The organism is Myxococcales bacterium (assembly GCA_016706225.1).
In the GTDB taxonomy this organism is placed as follows: Bacteria; Myxococcota_A; Polyangia; order Polyangiales; family Polyangiaceae; genus JADJKB01.
In genome coordinates, this window is sequence record JADJKB010000006.1 from 15,539 (window position 1) to 38,719 (window position 23,181).

The 23,181-nt window shown below is 68.5% G+C and carries 19 protein-coding genes; 7 read left to right on the plus strand and 12 right to left on the minus strand.

Going from position 1 to position 23,181, the window contains the following annotated elements; genetic code table 11:
• Positions 1-24: 24 nt before the first annotated feature.
• The 9 genes from IPI67_13395 to ftsE all read right to left on the minus strand — a co-directional run bounded on the left by IPI67_13395 (position 25) and on the right by ftsE (position 8,645).
• Positions 25-741: a hypothetical protein gene (locus IPI67_13395; GenBank protein ID MBK7581194.1), complete on the minus strand. Its 717-nt coding sequence runs from the start codon at positions 739-741 to the stop codon at positions 25-27.
• A gap of 49 nt (positions 742-790) precedes the next feature.
• The gene (locus IPI67_13400) at positions 791-1,612 is read right to left on the minus strand and encodes a hypothetical protein (protein MBK7581195.1); all 822 of its coding nucleotides are present in this window, start codon (positions 1,610-1,612) and stop codon (positions 791-793) included.
• An 86-nt stretch (positions 1,613-1,698) separates the two neighbouring features.
• Entirely contained in the window at positions 1,699-4,215 is a 2,517-nt protein-coding gene (locus IPI67_13405; protein MBK7581196.1) for a hypothetical protein, read from the minus strand.
• A 106-nt stretch (positions 4,216-4,321) separates the two neighbouring features.
• A complete protein-coding gene (locus IPI67_13410) occupies positions 4,322-4,675 on the minus strand; it encodes a hypothetical protein (GenBank protein ID MBK7581197.1) in 354 nt (117 codons plus the stop codon).
• 10 nt (positions 4,676-4,685) lie between these two features.
• The gene (locus IPI67_13415; protein MBK7581198.1) at positions 4,686-5,138 is read right to left on the minus strand and encodes a hypothetical protein; all 453 of its coding nucleotides are present in this window, start codon (positions 5,136-5,138) and stop codon (positions 4,686-4,688) included.
• A 72-nt stretch (positions 5,139-5,210) separates the two neighbouring features.
• Entirely contained in the window at positions 5,211-5,939 is a 729-nt protein-coding gene (locus IPI67_13420) for a hypothetical protein (protein ID MBK7581199.1), read from the minus strand.
• Positions 5,940-5,984: 45 nt separating this feature from the next.
• Positions 5,985-6,980: a M23 family metallopeptidase gene (locus tag IPI67_13425; GenBank protein MBK7581200.1), complete on the minus strand. Its 996-nt coding sequence runs from the start codon at positions 6,978-6,980 to the stop codon at positions 5,985-5,987.
• 2 nt (positions 6,981-6,982) lie between these two features.
• Positions 6,983-7,852, minus strand: coding sequence for an ABC transporter permease (locus IPI67_13430; protein ID MBK7581201.1), 870 nt, complete (start codon positions 7,850-7,852; stop codon positions 6,983-6,985).
• A 4-nt stretch (positions 7,853-7,856) separates the two neighbouring features.
• Entirely contained in the window at positions 7,857-8,645 is a 789-nt protein-coding gene (gene ftsE / locus IPI67_13435) for a cell division ATP-binding protein FtsE (GenBank protein ID MBK7581202.1), read from the minus strand.
• 135 nt (positions 8,646-8,780) lie between these two features.
• On the opposite strand from ftsE, the gene IPI67_13440 reads away from it, so the two are divergent.
• The 4 genes from IPI67_13440 to IPI67_13455 all read left to right on the plus strand — a co-directional run bounded on the left by IPI67_13440 (position 8,781) and on the right by IPI67_13455 (position 14,515).
• The gene (locus tag IPI67_13440) at positions 8,781-9,704 is read left to right on the plus strand and encodes a hypothetical protein (GenBank protein MBK7581203.1); all 924 of its coding nucleotides are present in this window, start codon (positions 8,781-8,783) and stop codon (positions 9,702-9,704) included.
• Positions 9,705-9,783: 79 nt separating this feature from the next.
• Positions 9,784-10,992 carry a hypothetical protein gene (locus tag IPI67_13445; GenBank protein ID MBK7581204.1) on the plus strand — a complete coding sequence of 403 codons (1,209 nt, stop codon included), beginning with the start codon at positions 9,784-9,786 and terminating at the stop codon, positions 10,990-10,992.
• A gap of 28 nt (positions 10,993-11,020) precedes the next feature.
• Positions 11,021-13,978 carry a PD40 domain-containing protein gene (locus IPI67_13450; GenBank protein MBK7581205.1) on the plus strand — a complete coding sequence of 986 codons (2,958 nt, stop codon included), beginning with the start codon at positions 11,021-11,023 and terminating at the stop codon, positions 13,976-13,978.
• 63 nt (positions 13,979-14,041) lie between these two features.
• A complete protein-coding gene (locus tag IPI67_13455; GenBank protein MBK7581206.1) occupies positions 14,042-14,515 on the plus strand; it encodes a hypothetical protein in 474 nt (157 codons plus the stop codon).
• 397 nt (positions 14,516-14,912) lie between these two features.
• Here the strand turns inward: IPI67_13455 and IPI67_13460 are convergent, their stop codons facing one another.
• Both IPI67_13460 and IPI67_13465 read right to left on the minus strand, forming a co-directional pair.
• Positions 14,913-15,164, minus strand: a complete 252-nt coding sequence (locus IPI67_13460) for a hypothetical protein (GenBank protein ID MBK7581207.1) — start codon at positions 15,162-15,164, stop codon at positions 14,913-14,915.
• 57 nt (positions 15,165-15,221) lie between these two features.
• Positions 15,222-16,457, minus strand: a complete 1,236-nt coding sequence (locus IPI67_13465; protein ID MBK7581208.1) for a penicillin-binding protein — start codon at positions 16,455-16,457, stop codon at positions 15,222-15,224.
• Positions 16,458-17,444: 987 nt separating this feature from the next.
• Here IPI67_13465 and IPI67_13470 point away from each other — a divergent pair.
• Positions 17,445-18,635 carry an HNH endonuclease gene (locus IPI67_13470; GenBank protein ID MBK7581209.1) on the plus strand — a complete coding sequence of 397 codons (1,191 nt, stop codon included), beginning with the start codon at positions 17,445-17,447 and terminating at the stop codon, positions 18,633-18,635.
• Positions 18,636-18,821: 186 nt separating this feature from the next.
• On the opposite strand, the gene IPI67_13475 is transcribed toward IPI67_13470, so the two are convergent.
• Positions 18,822-19,715: a hypothetical protein gene (locus IPI67_13475; GenBank protein ID MBK7581210.1), complete on the minus strand. Its 894-nt coding sequence runs from the start codon at positions 19,713-19,715 to the stop codon at positions 18,822-18,824.
• Between the two features lie 71 nt (positions 19,716-19,786).
• On the opposite strand from IPI67_13475, the gene IPI67_13480 reads away from it, so the two are divergent.
• Complete coding sequence (locus IPI67_13480) at positions 19,787-20,896, plus strand: PhoH family protein (protein MBK7581211.1); 1,110 nt, start codon at positions 19,787-19,789, stop codon at positions 20,894-20,896.
• A gap of 42 nt (positions 20,897-20,938) precedes the next feature.
• Positions 20,939-22,936, plus strand: coding sequence for a GAF domain-containing protein (locus IPI67_13485; GenBank protein MBK7581212.1), 1,998 nt, complete (start codon positions 20,939-20,941; stop codon positions 22,934-22,936).
• The last annotated feature ends 245 nt before the right edge of the window (positions 22,937-23,181 follow it).

The following is a 23,181-nucleotide window of genomic DNA, read 5'->3' on the forward strand; positions in this document are numbered from 1 at the left end:
AGAGGAAGCGCGCGTGATTCAGGGTCAATCGCCGCTCGATCCGGCGTCCAGCTCCGGGGTCGTTGCGTCGCCCGCCGCGGTGCCGCTGCTCGCATCTGCACCCATGCCCGCGTCCACCGGGAGCTTCCTGTTGATCGGGCCGAGGGGGGCGTCGGGCGGCCACGGCAGGTCCTGCTTGTCGCCGGTGGCGCGGTCGAGCAACACGGCTCGCGTCGCGCGGGCGCTGGCGGGCACCATGATCTTCAGGGTCGCCTCGACGCCGGCCGCAAAGCTCGGGGGTTCGTGCAGCGGGTGTGCCCGTTTGCGACGCGGGTCCTCGGCGGCAACCAGGGGAATGTCGAAGCGCACGCGTTCGATCAGCTCCCGCCCGAGCCACAGCTCGATGGCAAAGCGACCCATCTTGCGCACGCTGGGCACGGCATGCGTGAAGCGCACGGCTCGCACGCTCACCACCTGGACCTTGCCCTTGGCGTAGACCACCTCGTATTCGTAGTGGCGCTTCTCTGCGATGCCCTCGGGATCGGGCTGCGAGCCAGGCCCGGGCTTGCGCTCGGCCGCACCGATCAGCTGTCGTGCGTCCGACGCCGCGTCCGCGACGACCCCCGCGTCCTGGTCACTGCCCTCGCCGATGTGGGCGGGCATGGAGACGGCGGGCCCCTGCGCGGTGCCTTCGAAGCGCGCCCCAGTGCACGCGGCGATCACGGCGAGGCCGGTCGCGCTGAAAACTCGGAGCCGCTTCATCGCGCCGCAGCCATAGCGCATCGGCGGGCGTTGTGGAGGGCAATCCTGCTCAGGCGGCGTCGACCGCGCGCGTGAGGTCTTCGGCTCTTCCCCCCAGGCTGCACCACGTGTCGACGAAGTCCGAGGGTGGCGGCGCAACCACGATCCAAGCCTCACCGGTCCGCGCTTCCAGCTCGAGCCGCGCGGAGTGCAGCAAGATGCGCGGGATCTCGCGCACGGCTCCCGTCTCGGAGGTGAGCCGCCGCACCCCGCCGTGGGCGCGATCACCCAGCAGCGGCAGACCGTGCTCGGCGCTGTGCAAGCGCAGCTGGTGTTTGCGTCCAGTCACCGGCTCGAGGGTGAGCAAAGCGGGCCGCGTGCGGCGCCCGTCCGGAAGCAAGTGTTCCGAGGCCAGAGCGACCAGGCTGAACTGCGTCGATGCCGGCTTGTTCGACAGCGGCGTCCTCCACACACCTCGCTCGGTCTCCGGGGCGCGCTCCGCAACGGCAAGGTACCGCCGACGGATGGCGTGCGCGCTCTTCAGCTCCACTGCGCGCTGGTGGGCCGCGCGACCTTCGGACAGGAGCACCACGCCGCTCACGCCGACATCGAGACGCGACACAGCGTGCAGCGGCGTGCCGAGCGCTGCCTCGAGCTTCTCGGTCAGGCTCGCGAGACCCGCGCGCTCCGGCTCGGTCGCCCAGGCCGCGGGCTTGAACGCCGCCACGAAACCGTCCACGCGCTCGAGCACGTAAGGTTCATCGACAAACAACCGAGCGGCGTGAACCTCGACCTGTGCGCCCACCGCAAGCTCGAGCGTCGCCTGCGTCGCGCGCAGCTTGCCGATCCACACTCTCCCTTCGGCGACCGCCGCGCTCGGCTCGACGCCCATGGCTTCGAGCACCGCATGCAGTTGGCGCGGCCCCTGCTCATGAACGTGCCACACCCGCACAGCGTGCGGTGGGACGCCGCGCGAGCTCATGTGTCGAGGCGCTCCACCGTCCCGCGATCGCCGTCGACCAGCAGCCGCTCCCCATCGCGGTAGGTCGAGCTGGCGCCGGCCACGCCGAACACCGCCGGCATGCCGACCTCGCGGGCAACGACCGCAGCATGGGACAGCGCGCTGCCTGCCTCGGCGACCAGCGCTGCGCCCCAGAAGAACAACGGGGCCAGCGCCACGTCGGGGGTGCGAACGATGATCACGTCGCCCGGCTCGATGCGCTCGGCTCCGCGGCCATCCGAGCCAATCAGACGAGCGCGGCCAGTCACCGAGCCGCCGCACGCGCCACCGCCCGAAGCGTGGCGTGTGTCGAAGGGCAAGGCTGCCGAGCGCGGTGGCGCACCAATGAAGGTATCCGGCGGATCGGGCAGCTCGAGCCAGCGCCGGTGAGCCGCGCGGCGCATGCGCACGAGCGCACCGAGATCCGCCCGTGTGCGCCCGCTCGCGCTGACGAGCTCGCTGTGGCGCAAGAAGAAGGCGCTGCCGCTCGGGAGCGACGAATCGAGGCGACACAGCCGGCGGTCGACGTCGAGGGCAACCGTGCGGGTCATGGCAACCGTGCGCGCCATCCAGACCCGCATGCGCTCGCGCAGGCGCGAGAGTGCGCGGGTGCGACCGAGCAGCGTGCGGATCAACGCCATCTCCAGCTTGCCCGCCTGTGCTTCGAGGCCCGCGAGCTCGGCGTCCGCCGCGGCGCGCACCCGCGACACGATGGCCTCGGGATCCCCGGGACGCGCGCCCAGCCCGGCGCGCAGCATCTCGAGTACCGGCGTCGGTTCCTCGTGGAAGCGGGGGTGCATGGCTTCTAGCTCCGAGAGACCGCGCTCGCCGAAACCCTCGAGCCAGCTCTGGAGCGCGCGTTTGCCCGGCCCCGCCGGCAGGTCCGCGAGCACCAGCGACCGCCGCAGCCCTTCCGCTCCCTCGACGTCCGCGCGCATCAGCTCCGCAACGTGTGCGAGCGCCAGCGAAGGCCGCGCACTCTCCAGCTCCGCGACGCCACTCGAGAGTGCATACGCCAGTCGGGCGGCGCCGTCGGGCACCACCCGCGCGACCGCGGCTTGCAGCGCGAGGTGCGACGCGAGCGCGACGACCGAGCACGACAGCAACATCCGCGCGGTGGACTCCAGAAAACCGCGCGTCTCTTTCAGTGTCGTGACCAGCGAATCGTCGGGCAAGATGGCCAAGTCCATCTCGGCGAGCCAACGCCGATGCTGTTCGGCCTCGCGCTCGAAACGCAGGTGTTCGTCGTTCAGGCGTCGCTCCTGCAACAGCAAGCGAGCTGCCGCGATCGAGAGCCCCGCGAGCGAACCGCGGCGCGAACCGAGCTCCAGCTTGCGCGCGACCTCGCGGTTGTTCCCCCCGCGCAAGAGCTCGACCACCACGCTCGGTTCGATGCCCGGAACCCCGGACAGGGCCGGGACCATCGCTGATACGTTCAGGTAATAACGACCGTGGACGGTGGAGACCAGCGCCTGGTCGCGCTCGATTTCCGCGCCGAGATCGGCCAGCGTCTTGCGCAAGCTCGACTCGACGAAGTCCTCGACCAACGACGCGGACAATGGCGTCGGCACACCCGGCAACAAGTCCGCGAGCCCCGTCCGAGACCAGACCGTGTCCGGCCCGCCACCGCGGGGGAATCCCCCGCCGGCGCTGCGCACGCCGACGATGCTGGGTACGTGATCGGTGCCGAACGCGATCTCGTACTCGTCGTCCCGCGAGCGATCGAGCTTCTTGCACAGGTCGCTGCTGCGCCGCAGCTCCGCGTCACTGAGCGCGGGGGCGGTCGCGCGCTCGGCGTCGAGCTCGACCACCCGAGGTCCGGAGTCTGCAACGATGAAGGCGTGCGACTTGTGAGCGACCCGACGGGCCAGCGCGCTGCCGTCCACCCCAACGCGCACCTGATCGATGGCGCACGTGCCGTCCACGACCGGTGCGCCGAGCCCCACGCTCGCGGTCATCGAGAAGGAGCCTTCGCCGGCGGCGCCACGCACCTCGCGACTGAAGAGCACGGCGCTGGAGAGAACCGCGTCCGAGCGCTGGATCACCACCGCCATGGCCGCGTCGCGCAAGCGCTGCTCGCGCAGGTACTGGAGCACTTGCTCCTCGACGGCGAGCGACCACATCGCGCGGATTTCGCGGCTCAGACTGGCGAGGTCGCGGACGCCGTAGCTGACGCGCGCGAGCCCCGCCAGGGAGGCGCTGCGGGCTTCGGCGAGCGTGGCGCTGCTTCGGATGCTGAGACCGAAGGCTGCATCGGCGTTTCGTTCACACAGCACCCCGAGCTCGGCGGAGAGCTCCTCGGGGAGCTCGAATTCGAGCAGGCGCTCCCGGGCGCGCGCCGCCCGCTCGAGCCCGCTGGGTTTGTGGATCGCGCGCAGCAGCGAAGCGGGATCGTGACCGGGCGGCAGGCCCGCGAGCACGGCATCCCGAAAGACACCGGCCGGAATGAGCCAGCTCTCCGCGACCGGAAGCCCGCGGCGCTGAGCGTCGATCAACCCCAGGCCCAGCGCCCCGGAAATCTTCGACTCGACCCCCTGCGACGGCGGCGTCGAGCAGTGTGTAGAGGCGACCGGGGCGACTCATGGCCCCGTCGGCAATAGCTCAATCGGCAGTCGGCAGCGAGCCCGTGCTGCGCCGCACGAGCTCGAGCAGCACCGGATCGGTGCTGAGCTGCTCGCGCAAGGAGCTCTTGACGAAGTCGATCTGCTCCGAGCTGAGCTTGCCTTCGAGGTGGGTGACCGCGTGTGATACTCGCGCGTCAAAATATTGATCGACGTTGATTTCGCCGCGTTCGAGCCGCGCGAGCGGGTCTGCGCCACTGACCCGCTCGGGACTCTCCGCGCGCTCGACCTTGAAGGTCTTCTCGGTGGGTGCGGCTGCTCCCGGGCGCGCCGTTCCATCCGGTCCAAGAGGACCGCCGGGCGCGGGAGGTTTGCCAATGCCGTCGATGCCCATATCAGCCTGCTCAGCGAATGTTGCCGATCGCGTTCTTGACCGTGTCGTGACGAGTCTTCAGCACGTTCGAGAGCGTAGTGTAAGCCCGGCTCTCCGCGCTGATGCGTTCCTGCAGCTCCAGATAATACAGGTTCATGTCGGCATTTCGCGCGAGCATTTCATCCATGCCCCCGGAACCTGCGCCCTCGACTCCCCCGCCGGCACCACCCGCGGTCCCCGCGGAGCCCTCCGGGCGTGCGAGACCCGAGCCGGCGCTTGCGCCGGGGCCGGGGCGAAAAGCGGCCGCCAGAATCGGTCCACCCGGGAGGCGTCGGACGGCAGCCTCGGCGCCGCCGACGACCGCGCTGGCCCCGGCTTCCATCACTTGTTTGAAGGGGCGCGCGGGAGCGGGGGTGACACGGGAGGCGGTCGGGCCGGATGAGACGCCAGTGGCAGGGCCACCTGATTCAACACGAGTGCTCATGAAAATGTACTCCTTGTGTGCGGGTCTTGGGGCACGCTTCGGAGGAGCTTCCGGGTCGGTTGCGGTTTTTTTTCAGAATGTGCCGCTGATGCCCAGACCCTGACCTCGACCCACCCGCTGGGGGCCGAACCGCAGGCTGGTCTGCTCGCGCACGAGGACCTGTTTCTTCGCGGTGAGCCCGATGGTCAGCACCACCCCACCCGCCGTCTGCATCAGACCATCGAGGACCAGCAGCATGCCCAGGAAGACGTCGCCCAGGCAGTCGCCGACGTTGTCGTTCGAGCTGTTGCTGTCGTTGTTGCAGTGTTTGTCCCGGGTCGAGAGCGTGAGGAAGGGACCAATGCCCGGGACCACCAACCAGTAACTCTTGTTCGAAAAGCCGGTCGCCGCTGCGGCCTGCAAGCCGATGGCGTAGGGCACACCCGCGACGATGGCGCCAGAGATGACCGCACCCTTGCGCACTCGCTCTTCGATCTTGTAGCCGGGTGGGATCGGCTTCTCGGGGTCGTAGGGCATCTCCGCCGGGAGCGGCTTGAGCACGTACGGGTACGGTTGGGCGTACGGGTACGGTTGGGCGTACGGGTACGGCTGAGGGTACGGGTACGGTTGTGGGTACGGGTACGGTTGCGCGCCGGGTGGCGCCGCCGGGGGTGTGCCGGGCGCGGGTGCCGCGGGCGAGGCCGGGGTCGCAGCCGGCGGAGTTGCCGGCGGAGCCGGCGGTGGCGCGGCGCCCTCGGCGCGAACAGAACCGACAGCCAACACGGGCACCAGAGCCGCGGCCCACGCGATCGTGCAGCGCATGTCCATCACGATAGCGCGATCACGGGCGACCGCGCAGTCCCGCGCTCAGATCCCGAACCACTCCGCGGGATCGACGCTGTCGGTCCCTTTGCGGATCTCGAAGTAGAGCATCGGCCCCTGCCCCATGTCGCCGACCGAGCCGAGCCGGGCGCCGGTCGCCACGTCGTCGCCGGCCCGCACCGCGAACTCCGAGAGGTTCGCGCTCACGGTGTAAAAACTCTCGCCGTGATCCACGATCACGGTCTTGCCGTAGCCCGCGTACTCGTCCGCAAACGCGACTCGACCCTGGTACACCGCGCGCGCCGGCGTGCCGCGAGGCGCTCGCATCTCGATGCCAAAACCATCGGTGCCCGGACGCCGCGCGCTCTTGAGCTCCGCACGGCCGGGGATCGGGAACGGCAACCGGCCCTTCATGGCAGCAAAACCCCGCGCGAGATCCGATGGGTCGGACGGCCCCACCCCCGCGCCGTAGACGGCCGTGTGGGAGCCGGGGCCGCTCGACTCGAACGCACGCTGGAACGCAAGCTCCCGATCTTGCGTCTGCAAGAGCGCGTCGCGTGCCGACGCCAGCGCCCGCTGCTGCATCTCGAGGGGACCGCGGCGCAGCTTGAGTTTCTCGAGTTGTCTGCCGATGTCCACTCGACGCTCTGCGATGTGGCGTTCGCTGTCCATGTCGCGACCGAGCGCGCGTCGCACCCGCTCGACCTTGGCCGCGTGAGTCACCAGCGCTTCGAACCCGCCGCCGACCGGCAGCAGCCCCGCTCGCGCCAGGCGCACGTAGGCGCGCCCGCGAGCAATCGTACGCACGTGAGCTCCTTCGGACTCCTTGCCGAGACCGAGCAGCTCTTTCCTCAGGTCACGCTCCTGGCGATCGATCTGATCGAGCGCGCGATCGACCTCGCTGACGGGCGCGGGAAGAGCCGCGGCCATGGGCACCTGCGCCACGTCGTCGCCGTCGTCCGGCACACCCGCAGCCACGCCAGGCACGGCCGCCGCGGCGGAGACCAGGCAGACCAGCGCGAGGACGGCTCGGACCTTCATCTTCACACCAGGAGCAGCCGACGAAGGCTTCCGTAGGCTGCAACCGCGCCCAGGAGCGCACCCAGGGCGACCATCCCCGTACACACGAACCACGGCAAGAAGGTCGGCGCCATGCCGAGCAGAATGCCGAGCTCGCTGTCGAAGTTGCCGCGCACGATGGCGTAGAGCACGCCCAAGAGCACGAGCGCGAGCAGCGCGCCGATTCCTCCCTGCGCCGCACCTTCGAGCACGAACGGCCGGCGCACGTACGAGTCCGTCGCGCCGACGAGCTTCAAGATCTCGACCTCGATGCGCCGGCGCTGGAGCGCGAGGCGGATGGTCGACGAGACGACACTCACCACGGCGCCGAGCACCACGAGCGCGAGCACGATGCTCGCTGTCACGCCGCCCCGAAGCAGCGCGCCCAACCGCTCGCTCCAGGACTGATAGGTCTCGACCGACTCGACCGCGGGCAACGCTTGCAACTGTGAGGCGAGCTTGCCCACACGCTCTGCGGCAGCTTCGTCGGCGACGTGCACCTCCAGCGAGGCCGGAAACGCCTCGGCCGGCAGCGCCCCGAGGACCTCGTCACTCTTGGCCGCGATGACCTCGCGGCGTGCATCCTCGCTGGTGACCAGACGCACGTCGGTGACACCAGCGGTCGCGCGCAGCGCCTTCTGGATGCCGTCGATCTGATCCGGCGTGGCATCGGGCTTCAAGAACACGCTGGCGCGGCCGGTTTCGGCCCAGCGTGTGCGGATGCTGTGCACGTTGACCACCACGAGCACCGCCGAGGCCAGACACACGAATGCCACCGCGACGCTGAAGATGCTGAGCAGGTGCAGCCGCCAGTCGTTGCGGCTGCCGCGCCAAGCTCGTTCGATCGGAGTCATCCCGTCACGCCACCTTTCGTGCAAAGTCGTCCGCGGCATCGTCCAGACCATGCGGCACGTCGGTGGCTTTGCCCTCGTCGAGCACCACCACGCGGCGCGGCCTCACGTCGAGCAACGTGCGGTCGTGCGTCGCAAAGAGCACGGTGACCCCGGTCTCGTTGATGTCCTCGAACAGACCCAGGATGTCGATGGCGAGCTGAGGGTCGAGGTTTCCGGTCGGCTCGTCCGCGAGCACGAGGGCGGGCTCACCCACGATGGCGCGTGCCACGGCGACCCGCTGCTGCTCGCCGCCCGAGAGAATTCCCGCGCGATCCGGCCCGCGACCGCCGAGCCCCACTCGCTCGAGCACCTCACCGACGCGCTGTTTGATCATGCGCGGCGCAACACCGAGCACCTCGAGCGGGATGGCGACGTTCTCCAGGACCGACCAGTTCGGGACCAGCTTGAAGTCCTGGAACACGACCCCGATGTTCCGACGCAGGAACGGCACCGAGTCACCGGAGAGTCGGCTCACGTCGCGACCCAGGAACAGAATGCGCCCTGAATCGACCTGTTCGGCCGCATGCAGCATCCGCAAGAGGGTGCTCTTGCCGGCGCCGGAGGGGCCCGTGATGAACACGAACTCTCCGCGCTGAATGTCGAGCGAGAGCCCACGCAGCACCGGCGCGTCCGCGCGATACGCCTTGTGAACGTCCTCGAATACCAGAATGGGCCGGCGGGCGGCCGCCGGGTCGAAGCGCGTCGAGCCACGCAGGGCCGGCTTGAAGGCGCGGGTCTTGGCCCCACTATCCATGTCATGCCGGTTACCAGGGCAGCGATTTCAGTAACAACTTTTCGGCGGAATCTCGCGCGTCTGGGCCGCGCAGGCGGACGCGGCAAAGCGGCGCGTTTGCCGCGCTCCGCCCGGGTTATCTGAGATGATGACCCGATGCGCTTGGTTTTCTTCGGGTTGCCCCTGGCTGCGCTGCTGCTCGAGGGCGACGGGCACCCGATCGAGCTCGCGGTGCTCTCCCCCATCGAGGCGGCCGGGCGGCGACGGCTGACCCGACGCCTGGGCGAACAGGCGGTCATTTCTGCCGCCGAGCTCGGCGACACCCTGGACGACGAGGTCGATGCCCGCCTCCAGGCACTCGAACCCGACCTGATCGTGAGCTGGTTCTGGACGCGCAAGCTGCCGCCGCGCTGGCTCCGGCGCGGGCGACTCGGTGCCATCGGCGCACACCCTTCGCTCTTGCCCCGTCACCGCGGACCGGATCCCTTCTTCTGGGCCATCGACTCCGGGGATGCCGAGACCGGGGTGACCGTGCACTCCCTGAGTGAGGAGTACGACACGGGTGACGTGCTCGCGCAGCTCCGGCTCCCGATCGGTGACCGGAACGCGTGGCAGCTCGCTCGCGCCCTCGATCGACCGAGCCTGCGCGCGTTGCGCGAGGTGGTGGCGGCGTTCGCACGCGGCCAGCCACCCCACGCCGAACCCCAAACGGAGTCCTCGGCGACCTGGGCACCGGAGCCGCACGGCGCGCTCTTGGCCGTGGACTTTGCGTGGTCCACGGACCGCGTGCTTCGGCGCGTGCGCGCGCTCTCGCCCGTGCCGGGGCTGGCCCTCGAGCTGTGCGAGCAGGCGCTGTTCGTCACTCGCGCCGAGCCGGCGCGGGAGTTCCCGCTGGCGCTCGCCCCGGGTGAGGCGGCCGCCCTGGGTGAGCCCCCGACCGACGTCGTGATCCGCACCGGGGACGGCGCAATCCGCATGATTGCCGCGGTTGCAGGCCGAAGCGGTCGCTTTCCGGAGGGAGCACCGCTGCCCGTGGCTGGCCTGGCGCAACTCGTCGCTTCCCGTACGCGTGCGGTGTAGACTGGCCGCCGCTCGGAGGAACTGAATGACCGACCCCGCGAGTGCAGCGAGAACAGCACGGGAGAGCCTGGCAAGAGGCTTGTCCGCATTGCAGAGCCCTGGCATCCCGCCCTCCATCATGGATGTGGCGGAGCCAATCGCTCAGGCGATGGGTGCGCTGCACCGAATCGAATCGACCCAGGGCGCCGCACTCGGAGAGCAAGCCCCGCTCGCTCTCGACGCCGTGCGTCGTGGACTTTCCATGTTGCAGGTTGCGTCGGGTCAGCACCCGGCCGTCGACCAGGCGATGGAGGCTGTCGCGAGCTCACTCGGTGTCGTGCACTCGCTCACGCAGATGCGGCCACCCGCGCCCGCACCGGCACCGGTTGCGCCGCAGCCGCAGCCGCAGGCCTACGTGCCACAGCCCACCGTGCCCGCGACACCTCAAGGCTTCGGCGGAACCGTGGCGCTGCAGCCGAACCAGGGAGCGCCGCAGCAGGCATATCCGCAGCCCGCTCCGCCGCAGCAGCCCTATCAACAACCCGCTCCGCAACCCGCCGCGCCCCAGCAAGCGTATCCGCAGGCCGCTCCGCAGCAGGCTTATCAGCAACCGGCGCCACAGCAGGCGTATCAACAACCCGCTCCGCAGCAGGCCGCTCCGCAGCAGGCGTATCAACAACCCGCTCCGCAGCAGGCGTATCAACAACCCGCTCCGCAACCCGCCGCGCCCCAGCAAGCGTATCCGCAGGCCGCCCCGCAGCAGGGCTACCCGCAGGCCGGCGGTTACGGCGCTCCACCCCCCGCCGCCCAGGGCGCGCCCTGGGGTCAACAACCTCAAGCTCAGCCGCAGGCCCAGCAAAACCCCGGCTGGCAGCAGCCCGCAGCACAAGCTCCAGCGCCGGCGCAGCCGCTCGGTTCCTCGCCGGTCGCGGCGGGCGCGCAGGTCTCGAGCGTACAAGCGCCCCCCGGCGTGCCGCGCGCGGAGGCCGATCTCGGCGCCCACAGCGCCTCGAATTTCTACAAGGGCCTGAGCGGCAACGACGTGATCGAGTCCGGTGGCATCTTCGTCGCCACCTACAAGATCCCGAAGATGGGCTCCCAGGTCGTGATCAAGGTCGCGTTGCCCGGCGGTTACGAGTTCGAGGCGCTGGGCGTCGTCGAGTGGGTACGTGAAGCACCGAATTCAACGGCCGGCGTGGAAGCGCCTCCGGGCTTCGGCGCAAAATTCACCCAGATCACGCCCGAGGGTCGTCAGCTCGTTTATCGCTACGTGCGCAATCGCGAGCCGCTGTTCCACGACGACCTGTGACCTCCGCTCTCACCGAGCGGTCCGCGCCATGAAGGCTCGCCAAGGCTTCGCCTGCGCGCTGGCTTCGATGCTCACGCTCGCGACCCAGGCCGCGCGGGCCGGTGATCCCTACCTGGACTGGTTCACCATCACCACGCCTCACTTTCGCGTCTCGTATCACAGCGGCCTCGACGAATCCGCGCAGCGCACCGCCACGCTGCTCGAGGCAATTCACAAGCGGCTCACGCCCCAGCTGGGCTGGCAGCCGAGCGAGATCACGGAGGTGGTGATCTCCGACGTGACGGACAGCGCCAACGGCTCGGCGACCGCTCTGCCGTACAACGCCGTGCGGCTGTTCGCCTCGGCCCCCGACGACATGTCACCCCTCGGTGAGTACGACGACTGGATCGCCGAGCTGACGACGCACGAGTACACCCACATCCTCCACGTCGACAACATCTCCGGCATCCCCGCGCTCATGAATGCGGTGCTCGGCAAGACCAGCGCACCCAACCAGGTTCAACCGCGCTGGGTGCTCGAGGGACTCGCCGTCGCCCTCGAGACCGAACACACCGGCGGCGGTCGCCTGCGCTCGTCACACTTCGACATGATCTTGCGCGCCGACGTGCTCGAAGGGCGCCTCGCGCGCCTCGATCAGATCAGCAACCCGGCGCGGCGCTGGCCCACCGGCAACCTCTGGTACCTGTACGGCGGCGCGTTCATCGCCTGGATCGCCGACGTCTACGGCCCGGACACGTACGGCTCGGTGGCCACCGACTACGGAAAGAACCCGATCCCCTGGGGCATCAATCGCTCGATTCGCCGCGCCACCGGCCGCACGTACACCGAGCTCTTCGCCGGTTGGCAGACCCACCTCGAAAAGAAATACGCCGCGCAGGTCGCCGAGGTGAAACGCCGCGGGCTGCGCGAAGGCACTCGCATCACGCACCGCGGGCGAGTCGCCGCCGCGCCACGCTGGGTTCCAGCCTGCGCCCGGAGTGGCCAGCGCGAGGAGCTGATCTACTACGTCGACGACGGCCACACCCCGGTTGGGTTCTGGCGTGTTCCGCTCACGGCGCGCGATCAGGCCGACGAAGACGACGCGGAGCTGGTCGCCAAATCGAGCGGGCACAACCTCAGCTACGAACCGAGCTGTGGTTTCGTGTTCGACACCGAGGCCCCGAGCGCCCGCCGATATTATTTCAACGACCTGTTCCGGCAGCCGAAGGGCACACGCTCCGAGCGCGGCCTGCGCGGCTCCCGGGAGCGCCTCACCACGGGGCGCCGCGCTCGCGAGCCCGACGTGAGCCCCGACGGGCGCAGTGTCGTGTACGTCACACAACGCGCCGGCACGACCACGCTGCGCATCGCGGACCTCACCCCGGAGGGCAACCTCGAGCACGAACGAATCCTGGTCCCCAGCGCGCGCTACGAGCAGGCCTTCGGCCCGCGCTTCTCCCACGACGGAAAGCGCCTCGCTTACAGCGTCTGGACTCGCGGAGGTTATCGCGACATCCGGGTCGTGGACGTCAAGACCGGCAAGTTCTGGCAGGTCACGCGCGACGTGGCGCTCGATCAACAACCCAGCTGGTCCGAGGACGACCGCTACCTCTATTTCACCTCGGACCGCACCGGCATCGCCAACGTCTACGCCTACGACATGGCGACGGCGACCCTGCGCCAGGTGACCAACGTGGTGAGCGGCGCGTACATGCCCGAGGCCTCACCCGACGGGAAAACGCTGGCGTACATCGGGTACAGCGCCGACGGTTTTGATCTCTACACCCTGCCCCTCGACACGAGCCGGTTCCTCGAACCCGTGGACCCACCCGGCCCGCGCGCGAGCCCTCACCCCGATCCAGCGAACAAGCGCTGGAAGGTCGAGGCCTACAACCCGCTGCCGACGCTGCGCCCGCACGCTTACGAGATTGAGCACGGGCCGGGCGCCTTCGGCAACACCCTCCGGCTCACGACGACGGGCGCGGACGTCGTTGGCCACCACGCCTTCAGCGCAACACTGCTCACGCCCTACGAGAGCGGCGAGCCAAGTGGCTCCATCGTCTACGCTTACCGCCGCCTGCCCATGGACTTCGTGCTGTCGGGATTTCGCTCGGCAGCACCACGACGCGGTTACACCTACGGAGATCGCCAGCCCATCGTCACCGAGACGTTCACGGGCGTCAGCACCGGCATCTCGTACTCGGAGCCAGGCGAGGCGGACGGGCAGTACGTCTCGCTCTACTACACCCTCGGCGAGTTCGACTCGAAGCTGCCGGTCGGCACTGCGGCAGATCCGTACGCCACGGTGACACGAGATCCGCACCGCGGATTCCTCGGCATGCTGAGCCTGGGCTGGGGTTACTCGAACGTGGACTCCTCGCTCTACGCCGTGAGCACGGAGCGGGGTTTCAGCATCGGAGCCAACCTCGATCTCGCGTCGAAGGAGACCGGCAGCGACGAGACCGTGACCAGCGTGTTCGGCCGCATCACCGGCTACGTGCCGATGCCCTGGGCCAACCACCACACCCTGGCGCTGGCCGCCTCCGGCGCTGCGGCCGTCGGCACCTACCCGCGGCGCGGCCTGTTCTACACCGGCGGATTCGTGACCGATCGTCCGCTGCTCGACTCCTATACCGACGGAGTGCGCCAGGGTGGTTTCGTGCTGCGCGGCTACGAACCCGTCGCGTTCATCGGGTCGCAGTACAACCTGGCCAACGCCGAGTACCGCTTCCCGATCGTGTACGCCGACCGAGGGCTCGCCACCCTGCCGATCTTCCTGCGCACCATCTCGGGCGCGGTCTTCGCCGATTACGGCGGCGCTTACGACGAAATGGACCTCGAGGACCCGCTCGGCATGTATCACCTCGGAGTGGGCGCGGAGCTCTGGCTCGATCTGGTGCTCGGCTACCACGCACGCGGGACGGTTCGCCTGGGGTACGCCAAGGGGTTTGGCGAAAAGTCCATCAGCGGGGGCCAGACCTACGCGGTGGTGGCCTCGGCCTTCTGACCCCCCGCACGAACACCGCCCGGATTTTGGCCCTCCACTTGGCCGCCTGCTAGGACCGCCCGGATGGCTAGAAAAGCCCTGCTGCTCGTCGCCGGTCTCGCTCTGCTCGGCGGTTACCTCGCGCCACCGACCCAATCCCAACGCGTCACCGACTCTGCGCGGGAGCTGAACCTCGCCACGCGCTTCGGGCGCATGGACGTGGCGCTCGGTCACGCCGCCAAGGGGGCGCAGCAGAATTTTCTCGAGCGCCGCGCGGAGTGGGGCAAGAACATCCGCATCGTCGACGTCGAGCTCGCGGGCCTCGCGATGAAAGACGAGATGAACGCCACGATTCAGGTGGACGTGTCGTGGGTTCGCATCAACGACGACACGCTGCGTACGACCCGCATCGGCCAGATCTGGCGCGACGACGGGGGCTGGCATCTGATGCGCGAAATGCGCATGGCCGGCGACCTCGGCTTGTTTGGAGAGCTGACGCCGCCGCCCGAAGACACAACGCGACGTGACGTGCAGTTCGCGACGAAGACGATCCGCTGAGGCGCCCGAACGGGCGCCCCGCTCACGCGCTGGTCTTCTTCTTCTTGGTGCCGGTCGTGGTCTTCTTGGTGGCCTTCTTGGCCTCCGCCTTGCGCTTCACGCGGGCCTTCAAGGCCGCTTGAGACTTGCGCTGTTGCATCTTCGTCGATTTCCGGCGGTCGAAACGTCCCACTTGTTGTCGTCCTCTCTGGTGCGAAATGGTCTCGGGTGCTCCCTCGGACCGCGCCCCGCATACACCGGGGTTGCGTGCGGGCCTAGTCCGACTTCTCGCCTTCGTCAGCCGCCCAAACGGACGATAGCCTCGGCGGGGGGCGATCCCGGCTATTGCCGGGGAAGATGGACCTGCACCGTCCGCGCGACCGGCGCGCGGGAGGTGAGGTGAGTGGTTGCGGCTTCTTCAGCCGCTCGACGCGTCTTCGAGCGCGCGCTCGCGATCGCGAACTTCGAGGCGATATCGGCTGTTGACGGTCTCGATGTAAAAGACGTCCTTCGCCGCGAGCCTCAGCACCCGCTTCACGGGCGTCGTCACGTACTCGTGCATGCCGTCGGAGAATTCGATGACGACCACCGAACCTTTGCGTGGAGCCCGAACCAGCCGACCCGTGACGGCTCGGGAGCCGCGACCAAGCTTCCGGAGCACGACCTGCACGAGTGTCACTCTAGCAACGTATCGGGGCTCGGTCCAACCCCCCCGGATGTCCAGGTCTCAGGGCGCGGTCACGCCCTTCGCACCCTTCTTCGCAAAGTAGGCGCGCAGGACGTTCCGAGCCACCTCCGGTCCCTTGACCCGCCAGGTGGGAGTGTTCACCACAAGCGTCGCGATCGCGACTTCCGGCTTGTCCGCCGGGGCAAAACCCACGAACCAAGTGTAGAAGCGCGCGTCCTTCTGGCGAATGAGGGTGCCGGTCTTGCCCGCCACGGCGATGTCCGGGAGGTAAGCCTTGCCCCGCTTGTCATGGAAGCTCTTGTAGGCAGACCCGTTCGGGACTGTCTCGAGCATCATCGTGGTCATCTCCGCCGCGGTCTCGGGCTTGACCGCCCGACGCAGCACCGTCGGCCCCCGGGTGTCCTCCCAGAGCTTGTCGTTCTCCTTGTAGACCGCCTGCACGATGCGCGGCTCGAGCGTGACCCCGTTGTTTGCGACCGTCTGTGCGATCAACACCGCCGCGAGCGGTGACAGCGTCGTGTGCCAGAACCCCGCGGACGCGCGCGCGAACTCTAGTGGGTCGACCGGCATGTCGATCTTCGGGGCCTCGTTCTGGACCGGAAATGGCACCGGTGCACCGAAGCCAAACGAACCTGCCATCGCGGTCACGTCATCCGGAGTCAGGTTCTTCTGGGCGAGCTTCGCGAAGACGACGTTCAGGCTGCGTCCCATGGCGATGCTGAGCGTCGCGCACCACTTGTCGCGCTTCGGATCGTCCTGTAGCTCGTCGGGGAGGATCCGGCTCCTGCCACCGTGATAACACTGCTCGGTCTTGGCATTGAGACCGCCCTTCTCGACCAGTGCCGCGCTGGTCACGACCTTGAAGACACTGGCCGCGGGCGCCTCGGCGCGGAGGTTCACGTCGAACTTCGCGCCCTCGTTGACGTAGCTGGCCCAGGTGAGGATCTTTCCGGTCGACGGCTCCATCAGGACGATGCCGCCCTCGGGGACCTTGTAGCGCTTGAGCTCGGCCATGGCCGCGCGCTGCAACACCGGATCGACGGTGAGCTCCGCCACCTTGCCGTCGCGCAGGGGCGTGGTGACCCGGCGAGGACGCACGTCCATGCGCAGCAGATCGAGCCCAGCCAGGTGCTCGGTCGGCACGGTCACGCCGGGGGCGCGAGGCTCGGCCTTGCGCAAGGCCCCGATCCCGACGTTTCCACGCACCACCGGGACGAGCGCCAGCACGATGCCCGTCGCGGCACCGATCCCGACCCATCGCCTCCAGGCTCGCATCGTTCGGAGTTAGCGGGCGAGCGGTCCCAGGGCCAAAAAAAGCGCGATCCGCGCGGGTCGCGAGCCGGCCCTGATTGGTAGTCGGGCCGGCCAGCAGCAAAGAAGCGATGCTTTTTCGATCCGTTGAGCCGTGGCCGGGGAGGGCGAGCGGGGAGAGCGCAAATTCGAGAGTTGGGCACGACCGAGGTGCCCCCGCCTCGCCCGGCCCTCGGCCGCTGTCGCGGCCTCGTGGCGGTCGTTCCCCCCCACGCGTCGGTCCTCGGCCGCTGTCGCGGCCTGCGGGTCGCCGCGGGGGGGAAGGCGTCAGCGAGAGCTGGAAGGCCAGCGCCGAGGACCGAGCGGTCGGCGAAGGCAGCGGCGGAGAGGGAGCGCAAGGAAGAGAGAGAGAAGCCAGTCGCCCGCGGCCCACGGACGGGGTGCGCGGGCCGCGAGGAGAGCAGGGTGCTGGCGTGAGCGCGTCCGGTGCGGCACCAGCGCGTCCGCTGCGCCACCAGCGCGCCTCGTGCCGTCAGCGCATGCGCGCGACCGCGCGTCGTTACCGTGTGCGTCGCGCACTGCCGTCGCATGCGTGGAACCGCCAGCGATTCACGCCCAGCGCGCACCGCGCGCTCCCCCTCGGGCACCGAAGCGGTTCGCTGCTCCGCGCGAGCTCCAGGACGCTGCCGCTGCCGAGACCACCGAGGGCAATCCGTGCACCCCTCTTTGTTCGAGGTGTGCGAGAGGCGTGGTTCCGAGCTCTGCGCTGCGCCGAAGCGCGTGCTTGAAAAGAGCATGTCGAGCGCGAAGCGAGCACGATTCTTCTTGACCGGTTACCGGGCGCGCAGCGCGCGCTTCCGACGAGTCACGAGAAAACCCTCGCGCGCTGCCACGAGGATGAGCGCTGTGCGCGCTTCGCGCATCGCGGTGACGTTCGAAACGTTCCATGTCGTGAGCGTCGCGCCTGGTGGCAGCGGTGAGGGCGGAAAATCGCGTGGTATGCGAGAACGCATGCCTCTCCTCTCTTCGGTCTCCGACATCGAGCTCCGCGAACGCCTCTCCGCTGCCGTCAGCAGCGAGCGCGCTGCATCGACGGACGTCGTCTTTCACCTGGCGGAGCTCGACCGCCGTAAGCTCTATCTCGAGGACGCGTGTTCCTCACTCTTCGCGTACTGCGTGGAGCGCCTGGGGTACTCCGAGGACGGAGCCAACAAGCGCGTGCGCGTTGCCCGCCTGGCACAGCGCTTTCCTCAGATCCTCGACGAGCTCGCGTCGGGTGAGGTGCACCTGACCGGGCTGTTCCTCCTCTCCAGGCACCTCACGGAGGACAACGTCGAGCAGCTCCTCGCCGAGGCACGAGGGAAGTCGAAGCGTCGGCTCGAAGAGCTCATCGCCCGCTGGTCTCCGCAGCCGGACGTGCCGACCACCTTGACCACGATGGCGCCCGAGCCCGCGCAGACGGAGTTATCAACAGTGTCCGGGGCAGGTAACTCTGCGCCACCGCCTCGGCCCTCGATGCCTCGCGCTCGTCTCGAGCCCCTCTCGCCGGAGAGCGTGCGATTGGAGCTCACCGCTCGGACCGCGTTTCGCGACAAGCTCGAGCAAGCCCGCAACCTGCTCAGCCACGAGATCCCCAGCGGCGACCTGGCGACGCTCCTCGAGCTCGGCCTGGACCTGCTGATCGCGGCCGCGATCCAACGTCGCTCGGGCGCGGGCAAGCCGCGCAAGCGTCGCGAGACGAAGCCGGGCTCACGGCACGTGCCCGTCGATGTCCAGCGCGCCGTCCGGGAGCGGGACGCTGATCAGTGCACCTTCCGCGATGCTGAGGGGCGTCGATGCTCAGAGACCCGTTTCCTGACCATCGAGCACATCGTTCCCTTCGCGAAGGGCGGACCGACGACCATGGACAACTGCTGCCTGCTCTGCTCGGCTCACAACTCATACCGAGCGCGACAGGTGTTCGGCGACGAGCACATCCAGAACGAGATCGCGGGGGCTCGAGCTCGCCGCGAAGCGAACCGCACGCCTGCCGTCGCGGCCGCGCCCGACCCCGACGTGTTCGAGAAGGTGCGCTCGGCGCTGGTGCTCTCGGGGTTCAAGCGGGCCCAGGCGCGGCAAGCCGTCGACCAGGTTCGAGGGCGCGGGGTCGAGCCTCGGGTCGAACCCCTGCTTCGCGCCGCGATCGCCGTGCTCACACCCTGAGACGGTCCGGGCACACCCCCACAAAGGGTGTGCCGGCAGGTGCTCGTGGTCTCGGCAGCGGCAGCGTCGTGGGCACCAATGCGAGCGAGGAGAGCGGAGCGCATCATGACTCGAACGGGACGCACCCGGCAGAGGCCCATCGGCATGCTGCAGAAGCGCATCGGCGAGGCGCCTATCGAGCAAACTTCAGTTAGCGAAGCAGGCGCCGTATTCGACCGTGCCGAGGCTGGGTTTGCTGGACAGGTCCTTGCAAACGAAACCGCTCGGGCAATCGCTGGCCGTGAGCCGACACCACTTCAAGCACGAGTACTTGCCGGTCTGCTGCGTGGTGTTGATGCAGGTGTAGCCGGGCGCGCAGGCCAGGCCCGTGGTCTGGGTGCACGCGCCCGGACCGGTGCCGCCGCCCGAGGCGTAACAGTCGGTGCTCTTGCCGACGAACTGACAGCTGATGCCGGTGCCGCACACCAGTCCCGGGTTCACCGGATCACAGCCGCTGGTGCAAGCAAAGAGGGCCGGGACTTTCACCGCGGTGCCGCTGGAGAAACTCTCCACCTGTCGGCACTCGCGGTTCGCACCAACGCAGTTCGCCGTCGTCTCACACAGCTCCTTGCAGGCGCCCCCCAGGCACGAGCTACCCGCGGCGCACTGAGCACCGAGGGCGCTACAGCCTTGATGCGGCTTGCTGCTGCCCGCGACCGAGCAGGTCACACGACCCGTGACGAGATCGATCACGTCGCACTTCTGCCCGGGCTCGCAGCCGCACTGTGGGAAGGTGTCGCAGTCGCTGTCCGCCGTTGGCAGCTGACACGTGGAGGCCTCGAGGGAGCCTTCGAGCACGGCACCGTCGAAGTCGATGCCGCCTCCGCCGCCGGACGTCGAGCCGCCGAGCGCGGCGTCGCCACCCGCGGCGCCCCCGATGCCTCCGGTCCCGCCGCTACCGCCGGCGTCCAGGCCCGCAGCTCCCCCCCCCGACCCGGCGGCTCCGCCCGAAGCACTGCCGCCGCTGCCCCCCTCGCTCGACCCGCCGCACGACAGAGGGCCGAGGACAGCGAGCAAAAGCACTACGACGGGGGGCCGCACGGTCTTCTCCACAGCATACCACCGGGGCGGTCCGGCAAAAGGCGGCCGTGCACGGCTGAGGACTCCGGTTTATGCTCTCTCGCGAGGGTCCGGATCCGAGCTTGAGTCAATCGCGCTCCTACGACACGGCTTCGCGGCGCACCGCGAGCATCGAGGTCGAGAGCACTTCGGTGCTCTTGGCGCTGTCCGGCCCGCAAAACGTGCTGCTGACCGAGATCGCGCGGCAGAGCGGCGCCGAGGTCAGCCTGCGCGGCAACGTGATCTACCTCGCGGGCGAAGCAGGCGATGTGCTGGTTGCGCAGCGCTTCCTCACGGACGCGGCGGAGCTGGTCAGTCGGGGGCACGAGCTCTCCGGACCCGACGTGGCGCGCGCGGTCCGCGAGCTGCGCATCGATCCCGAGACCTCGCTGGTCGATCTGCTCGACGAGGCGATCCTGGTCACGCCGCGCCGACGCGCGGTGATGCCCAAGAGCATGGCTCAGCGGGCGTACATCGAGGCAATACGCAAACACGATCTCACGTTTGGCATTGGTCCCGCGGGCACCGGCAAGACGTACCTCGCGATGGCAATGGCCGCGGCTGCCTTGATGGCCAAGCGCGTGAAGCGCATCGTCCTGACACGACCCGCGGTCGAGGCCGGTGAGAAGCTGGGTTTCTTGCCGGGTGATCTGGCCGAGAAGGTGAACCCCTATCTCCGGCCGCTGTACGACGCGCTGCACGACATGCTGGAGTTCGAGAAGGTCGAGCAGCTGCGCGCGCGCGGACAGATCGAGGTCGCGCCGCTGGCGTTCATGCGCGGTCGCACGCTGAACGATGCGTTCGTGATCCTCGATGAAGCCCAGAACGCGACCAGCGAACAAATGCGCATGTTCCTCACGCGCCTCGGCTTTGGTTCGAAGGCCATCGTCACCGGCGACGTGACCCAGAGCGATCTGCCCCGGGGCGCCCGCAGCGGCCTGCGCGAGGCGCGCGAGCTCTTGACCCCAGTGGAGGGCATTGCCTTCTGCAGCTTCACCGACGTGGACGTGGTCCGCCACCCGATCGTGCAGAAAATCGTGATCGCTTACGAAGCCGACGACGCGGTGCGCGAGCGCAAGCGGGAGGAGAAACGGCTGCTCCAGGAGGCGCTCGAAGCTGCGTCACCGAATGCGTCTTCGTCCTCTGAAGACGCCCCGCGTTGACGGGAGCCGAGGGCCGGGCAAGCCTCCGCCGCCGAGGGTCAGATGACGGAGCAACCGGTCGGAGAAAGCAGCGAGCTCAGGGCGCTCTCGCCGCGTGCTCGGGCGACGGTCGACGCGCTCACCGCGCTGGGTGAAGCCCTCGGGCGTGATCCGCTGATGACCAGCGCGCTGGTGTCGCGCCCGCACCCGATGCTCTTGATGGTCCGGCGCGGCGCGAACACGGTGCTCGTTTCATCCGGCGCCACCTGGGACAACGGGCGCGAGCTGTTCTCGCCCTACGCGGACCGCATCGCCGCCTACGAGACGCGGCTGATCCTCCTGGGACGCCCTACCGATCCAGATCTCGCCCAGGCGTTGAACCTGGGACTCGCCGCCATCGTCGCGCCCGAGCCCAGCGTCGCCGAGATCTCGGTCGCGCTCCACCAGGCCTTCGAGCTGATGGACGTGAAGGCCCGCAGCGAGAGCCGCGGCAAGTGGCTGAACCGGTATCGCTACGAGCTGGGGGAGCTGATCGAGATCGCCCGGGCGCTGACCACCGAGCGCGAGATCGGCAAGCTGCTGGCGCTGATCCTGGAAAAGAGCCGTTTTGTGACCGGCGCCGACGCCGGCAGCATGTACGTGATCGACGGCACCGATCACGAGATCACCAAGAACCTGCTGCGCTTCAAGACCAGCCAGAACGACTCGGTGAAGTTCGACTCGCGGGAGTTCACCATGCCCATCAGCCCGCGCAGCATGGCGGGCTGGGTCGCGCTCGAAAAGAAGAGCATTCGCATCGACGACGTGTACGAGATGCCGAAGGACTCCACCTTCGGCTTCGACCGTTCGTTCGATCAGAAGGTCGGTTACCGCACCAAGAGCATGCTCTGCACGCCTCTCATCACGAAAGAGGGGCAGGTCATCGGGGTGCTGCAGCTGATCAACAAGAAGCGCGAGCCAAGCGCCAAGCTGCTGTCACCCGAGGACACCGACCGCCTGGTCGTGCCGTTCGACGATCGCAGCGAGCAGCTGATGCAGACGCTGGCGTCGCAGGCGGGCATCGCCCTCGAGAACGCGATGCTCTACGACGAGATCCGCACCATCTTCGAGGGCTTCGTGCGCGCGAGCGTGGACGCCATCGAGCAGCGCGATCCCACCACCAGTGGTCACTCGCGCCGCGTGGCCGAGCTGACGGTGGGGCTGGCCCACGCCGTCGAGCGCACGGACGCCGGACCCTACAAGGACGTGAGCTGGAAGCGCGAGGACATCAACGAGATCGAGTACGCCTCGCTGCTGCACGACTTCGGCAAGATCGGCGTGCGCGAGCACGTGTTGATCAAGGCCAAGAAGCTCTACCCGCACGAGCTGGTGCTGCTGAAACAGCGCTTCGATTTCGTGCGCCGCAGCATCGAGGTCGATCTGTTGTCGAAGAAGCTCGCGCTGATCGAGCGGGGCGGGAGCGCGGCGGAGCTGGGGGACCTGGACCGGGAGCTGAACCAGCGGCTGGCCGAGCTGGACGACTCGTGGGCGACGGTGAACCACGCCAACGAGCCGACGGTGCTCGCGGCCGGTGACTTCAAGAAGATCGAGGATCTGGCGAAACAAACCTTCGCGACGCTGGACGGCGGGCAGGCGCCGCTGCTCTCACCGGAGGAAGTGAAGAGCCTGAGTGTGATGCGCGGGTCGCTGACGGCGGAGGAGTTCGACGAGATCCGTAGCCACGTGACGCACACGTACCGGTTCCTGTCGAAGATCCCCTGGGGCAAGACGTTTGCGCGGGTTGCCATCATTGCTGGTGCGCACCACGAGCGGCTGAACGGCACGGGTTACCCGAATCGCTGGCGCGCCGAGGAGATCCCGCTGCAGTCGAAGATGATGACGATCAGCGACATCTTCGACGCCCTCACCGCGAGCGACCGCCCCTACAAACGCGCGGTGCCGGTCGACAAGGCGCTGCACATCCTGGAGCTCGAGGTGAAGGACGGGCACATCGACACGGAGCTGGTGAGGATCTTCCGGGACGCGAAGGTGTGGGAGCAGATCATGGGGGCGTTGTACTAAAGATTTGTTCGCGTCTTGACGACCGGACACGCCTCGCCTCACTTCCGGCCGGTTGAGATCTGAATTTTGTTTCTCGTCCCCGACCACTGAACCGCTTTGCGACTTTTCCATTCAGTCAAAACAGCCGGCGCCGGGCCCGGCCGGTTCTTGCACTCGCCTCTCTATTCCAGCGCGTGATCTGATCGTGCCAAGACCCAAGGTGTTGTTCCGGGACGGCCTGCGGCCGTGTGCAATCATCAGCAGGT

Bases quoted from the DNA above. Each gene is read 5' to 3' on its own strand.
- IPI67_13395 (MBK7581194.1), bottom strand. From the start codon at position 741: ATGAAGCGGCTCCGAGTTTTCAGCGCGACCGGCCTCGCCGTGATCGCC.
- IPI67_13420 (MBK7581199.1), bottom strand. From the start codon at position 5,939: ATGCGCTGCACGATCGCGTGGGCCGCGGCTCTGGTGCCCGTGTTGGCT.
- IPI67_13465 (MBK7581208.1), bottom strand. From the start codon at position 16,457: ATGCGAGCCTGGAGGCGATGGGTCGGGATCGGTGCCGCGACGGGCATC.
- IPI67_13450 (MBK7581205.1), top strand. From the start codon at position 11,021: ATGAAGGCTCGCCAAGGCTTCGCCTGCGCGCTGGCTTCGATGCTCACG.
- IPI67_13455 (MBK7581206.1), top strand. From the start codon at position 14,042: ATGGCTAGAAAAGCCCTGCTGCTCGTCGCCGGTCTCGCTCTGCTCGGC.
- IPI67_13425 (MBK7581200.1), bottom strand. From the start codon at position 6,980: ATGAAGGTCCGAGCCGTCCTCGCGCTGGTCTGCCTGGTCTCCGCCGCG.
- ftsE (MBK7581202.1), bottom strand. From the start codon at position 8,645: ATGGATAGTGGGGCCAAGACCCGCGCCTTCAAGCCGGCCCTGCGTGGC.
- IPI67_13440 (MBK7581203.1), top strand. From the start codon at position 8,781: ATGCGCTTGGTTTTCTTCGGGTTGCCCCTGGCTGCGCTGCTGCTCGAG.
- IPI67_13400 (MBK7581195.1), bottom strand. From the start codon at position 1,612: ATGGGCGTCGAGCCGAGCGCGGCGGTCGCCGAAGGGAGAGTGTGGATC.
- IPI67_13485 (MBK7581212.1), top strand. From the start codon at position 20,939: ATGACGGAGCAACCGGTCGGAGAAAGCAGCGAGCTCAGGGCGCTCTCG.
- IPI67_13410 (MBK7581197.1), bottom strand. From the start codon at position 4,675: ATGGGCATCGACGGCATTGGCAAACCTCCCGCGCCCGGCGGTCCTCTT.
- IPI67_13415 (MBK7581198.1), bottom strand. From the start codon at position 5,138: ATGAGCACTCGTGTTGAATCAGGTGGCCCTGCCACTGGCGTCTCATCC.
- IPI67_13430 (MBK7581201.1), bottom strand. From the start codon at position 7,852: ATGACTCCGATCGAACGAGCTTGGCGCGGCAGCCGCAACGACTGGCGG.
- IPI67_13470 (MBK7581209.1), top strand. From the start codon at position 17,445: ATGCCTCTCCTCTCTTCGGTCTCCGACATCGAGCTCCGCGAACGCCTC.
- IPI67_13480 (MBK7581211.1), top strand. From the start codon at position 19,787: ATGCTCTCTCGCGAGGGTCCGGATCCGAGCTTGAGTCAATCGCGCTCC.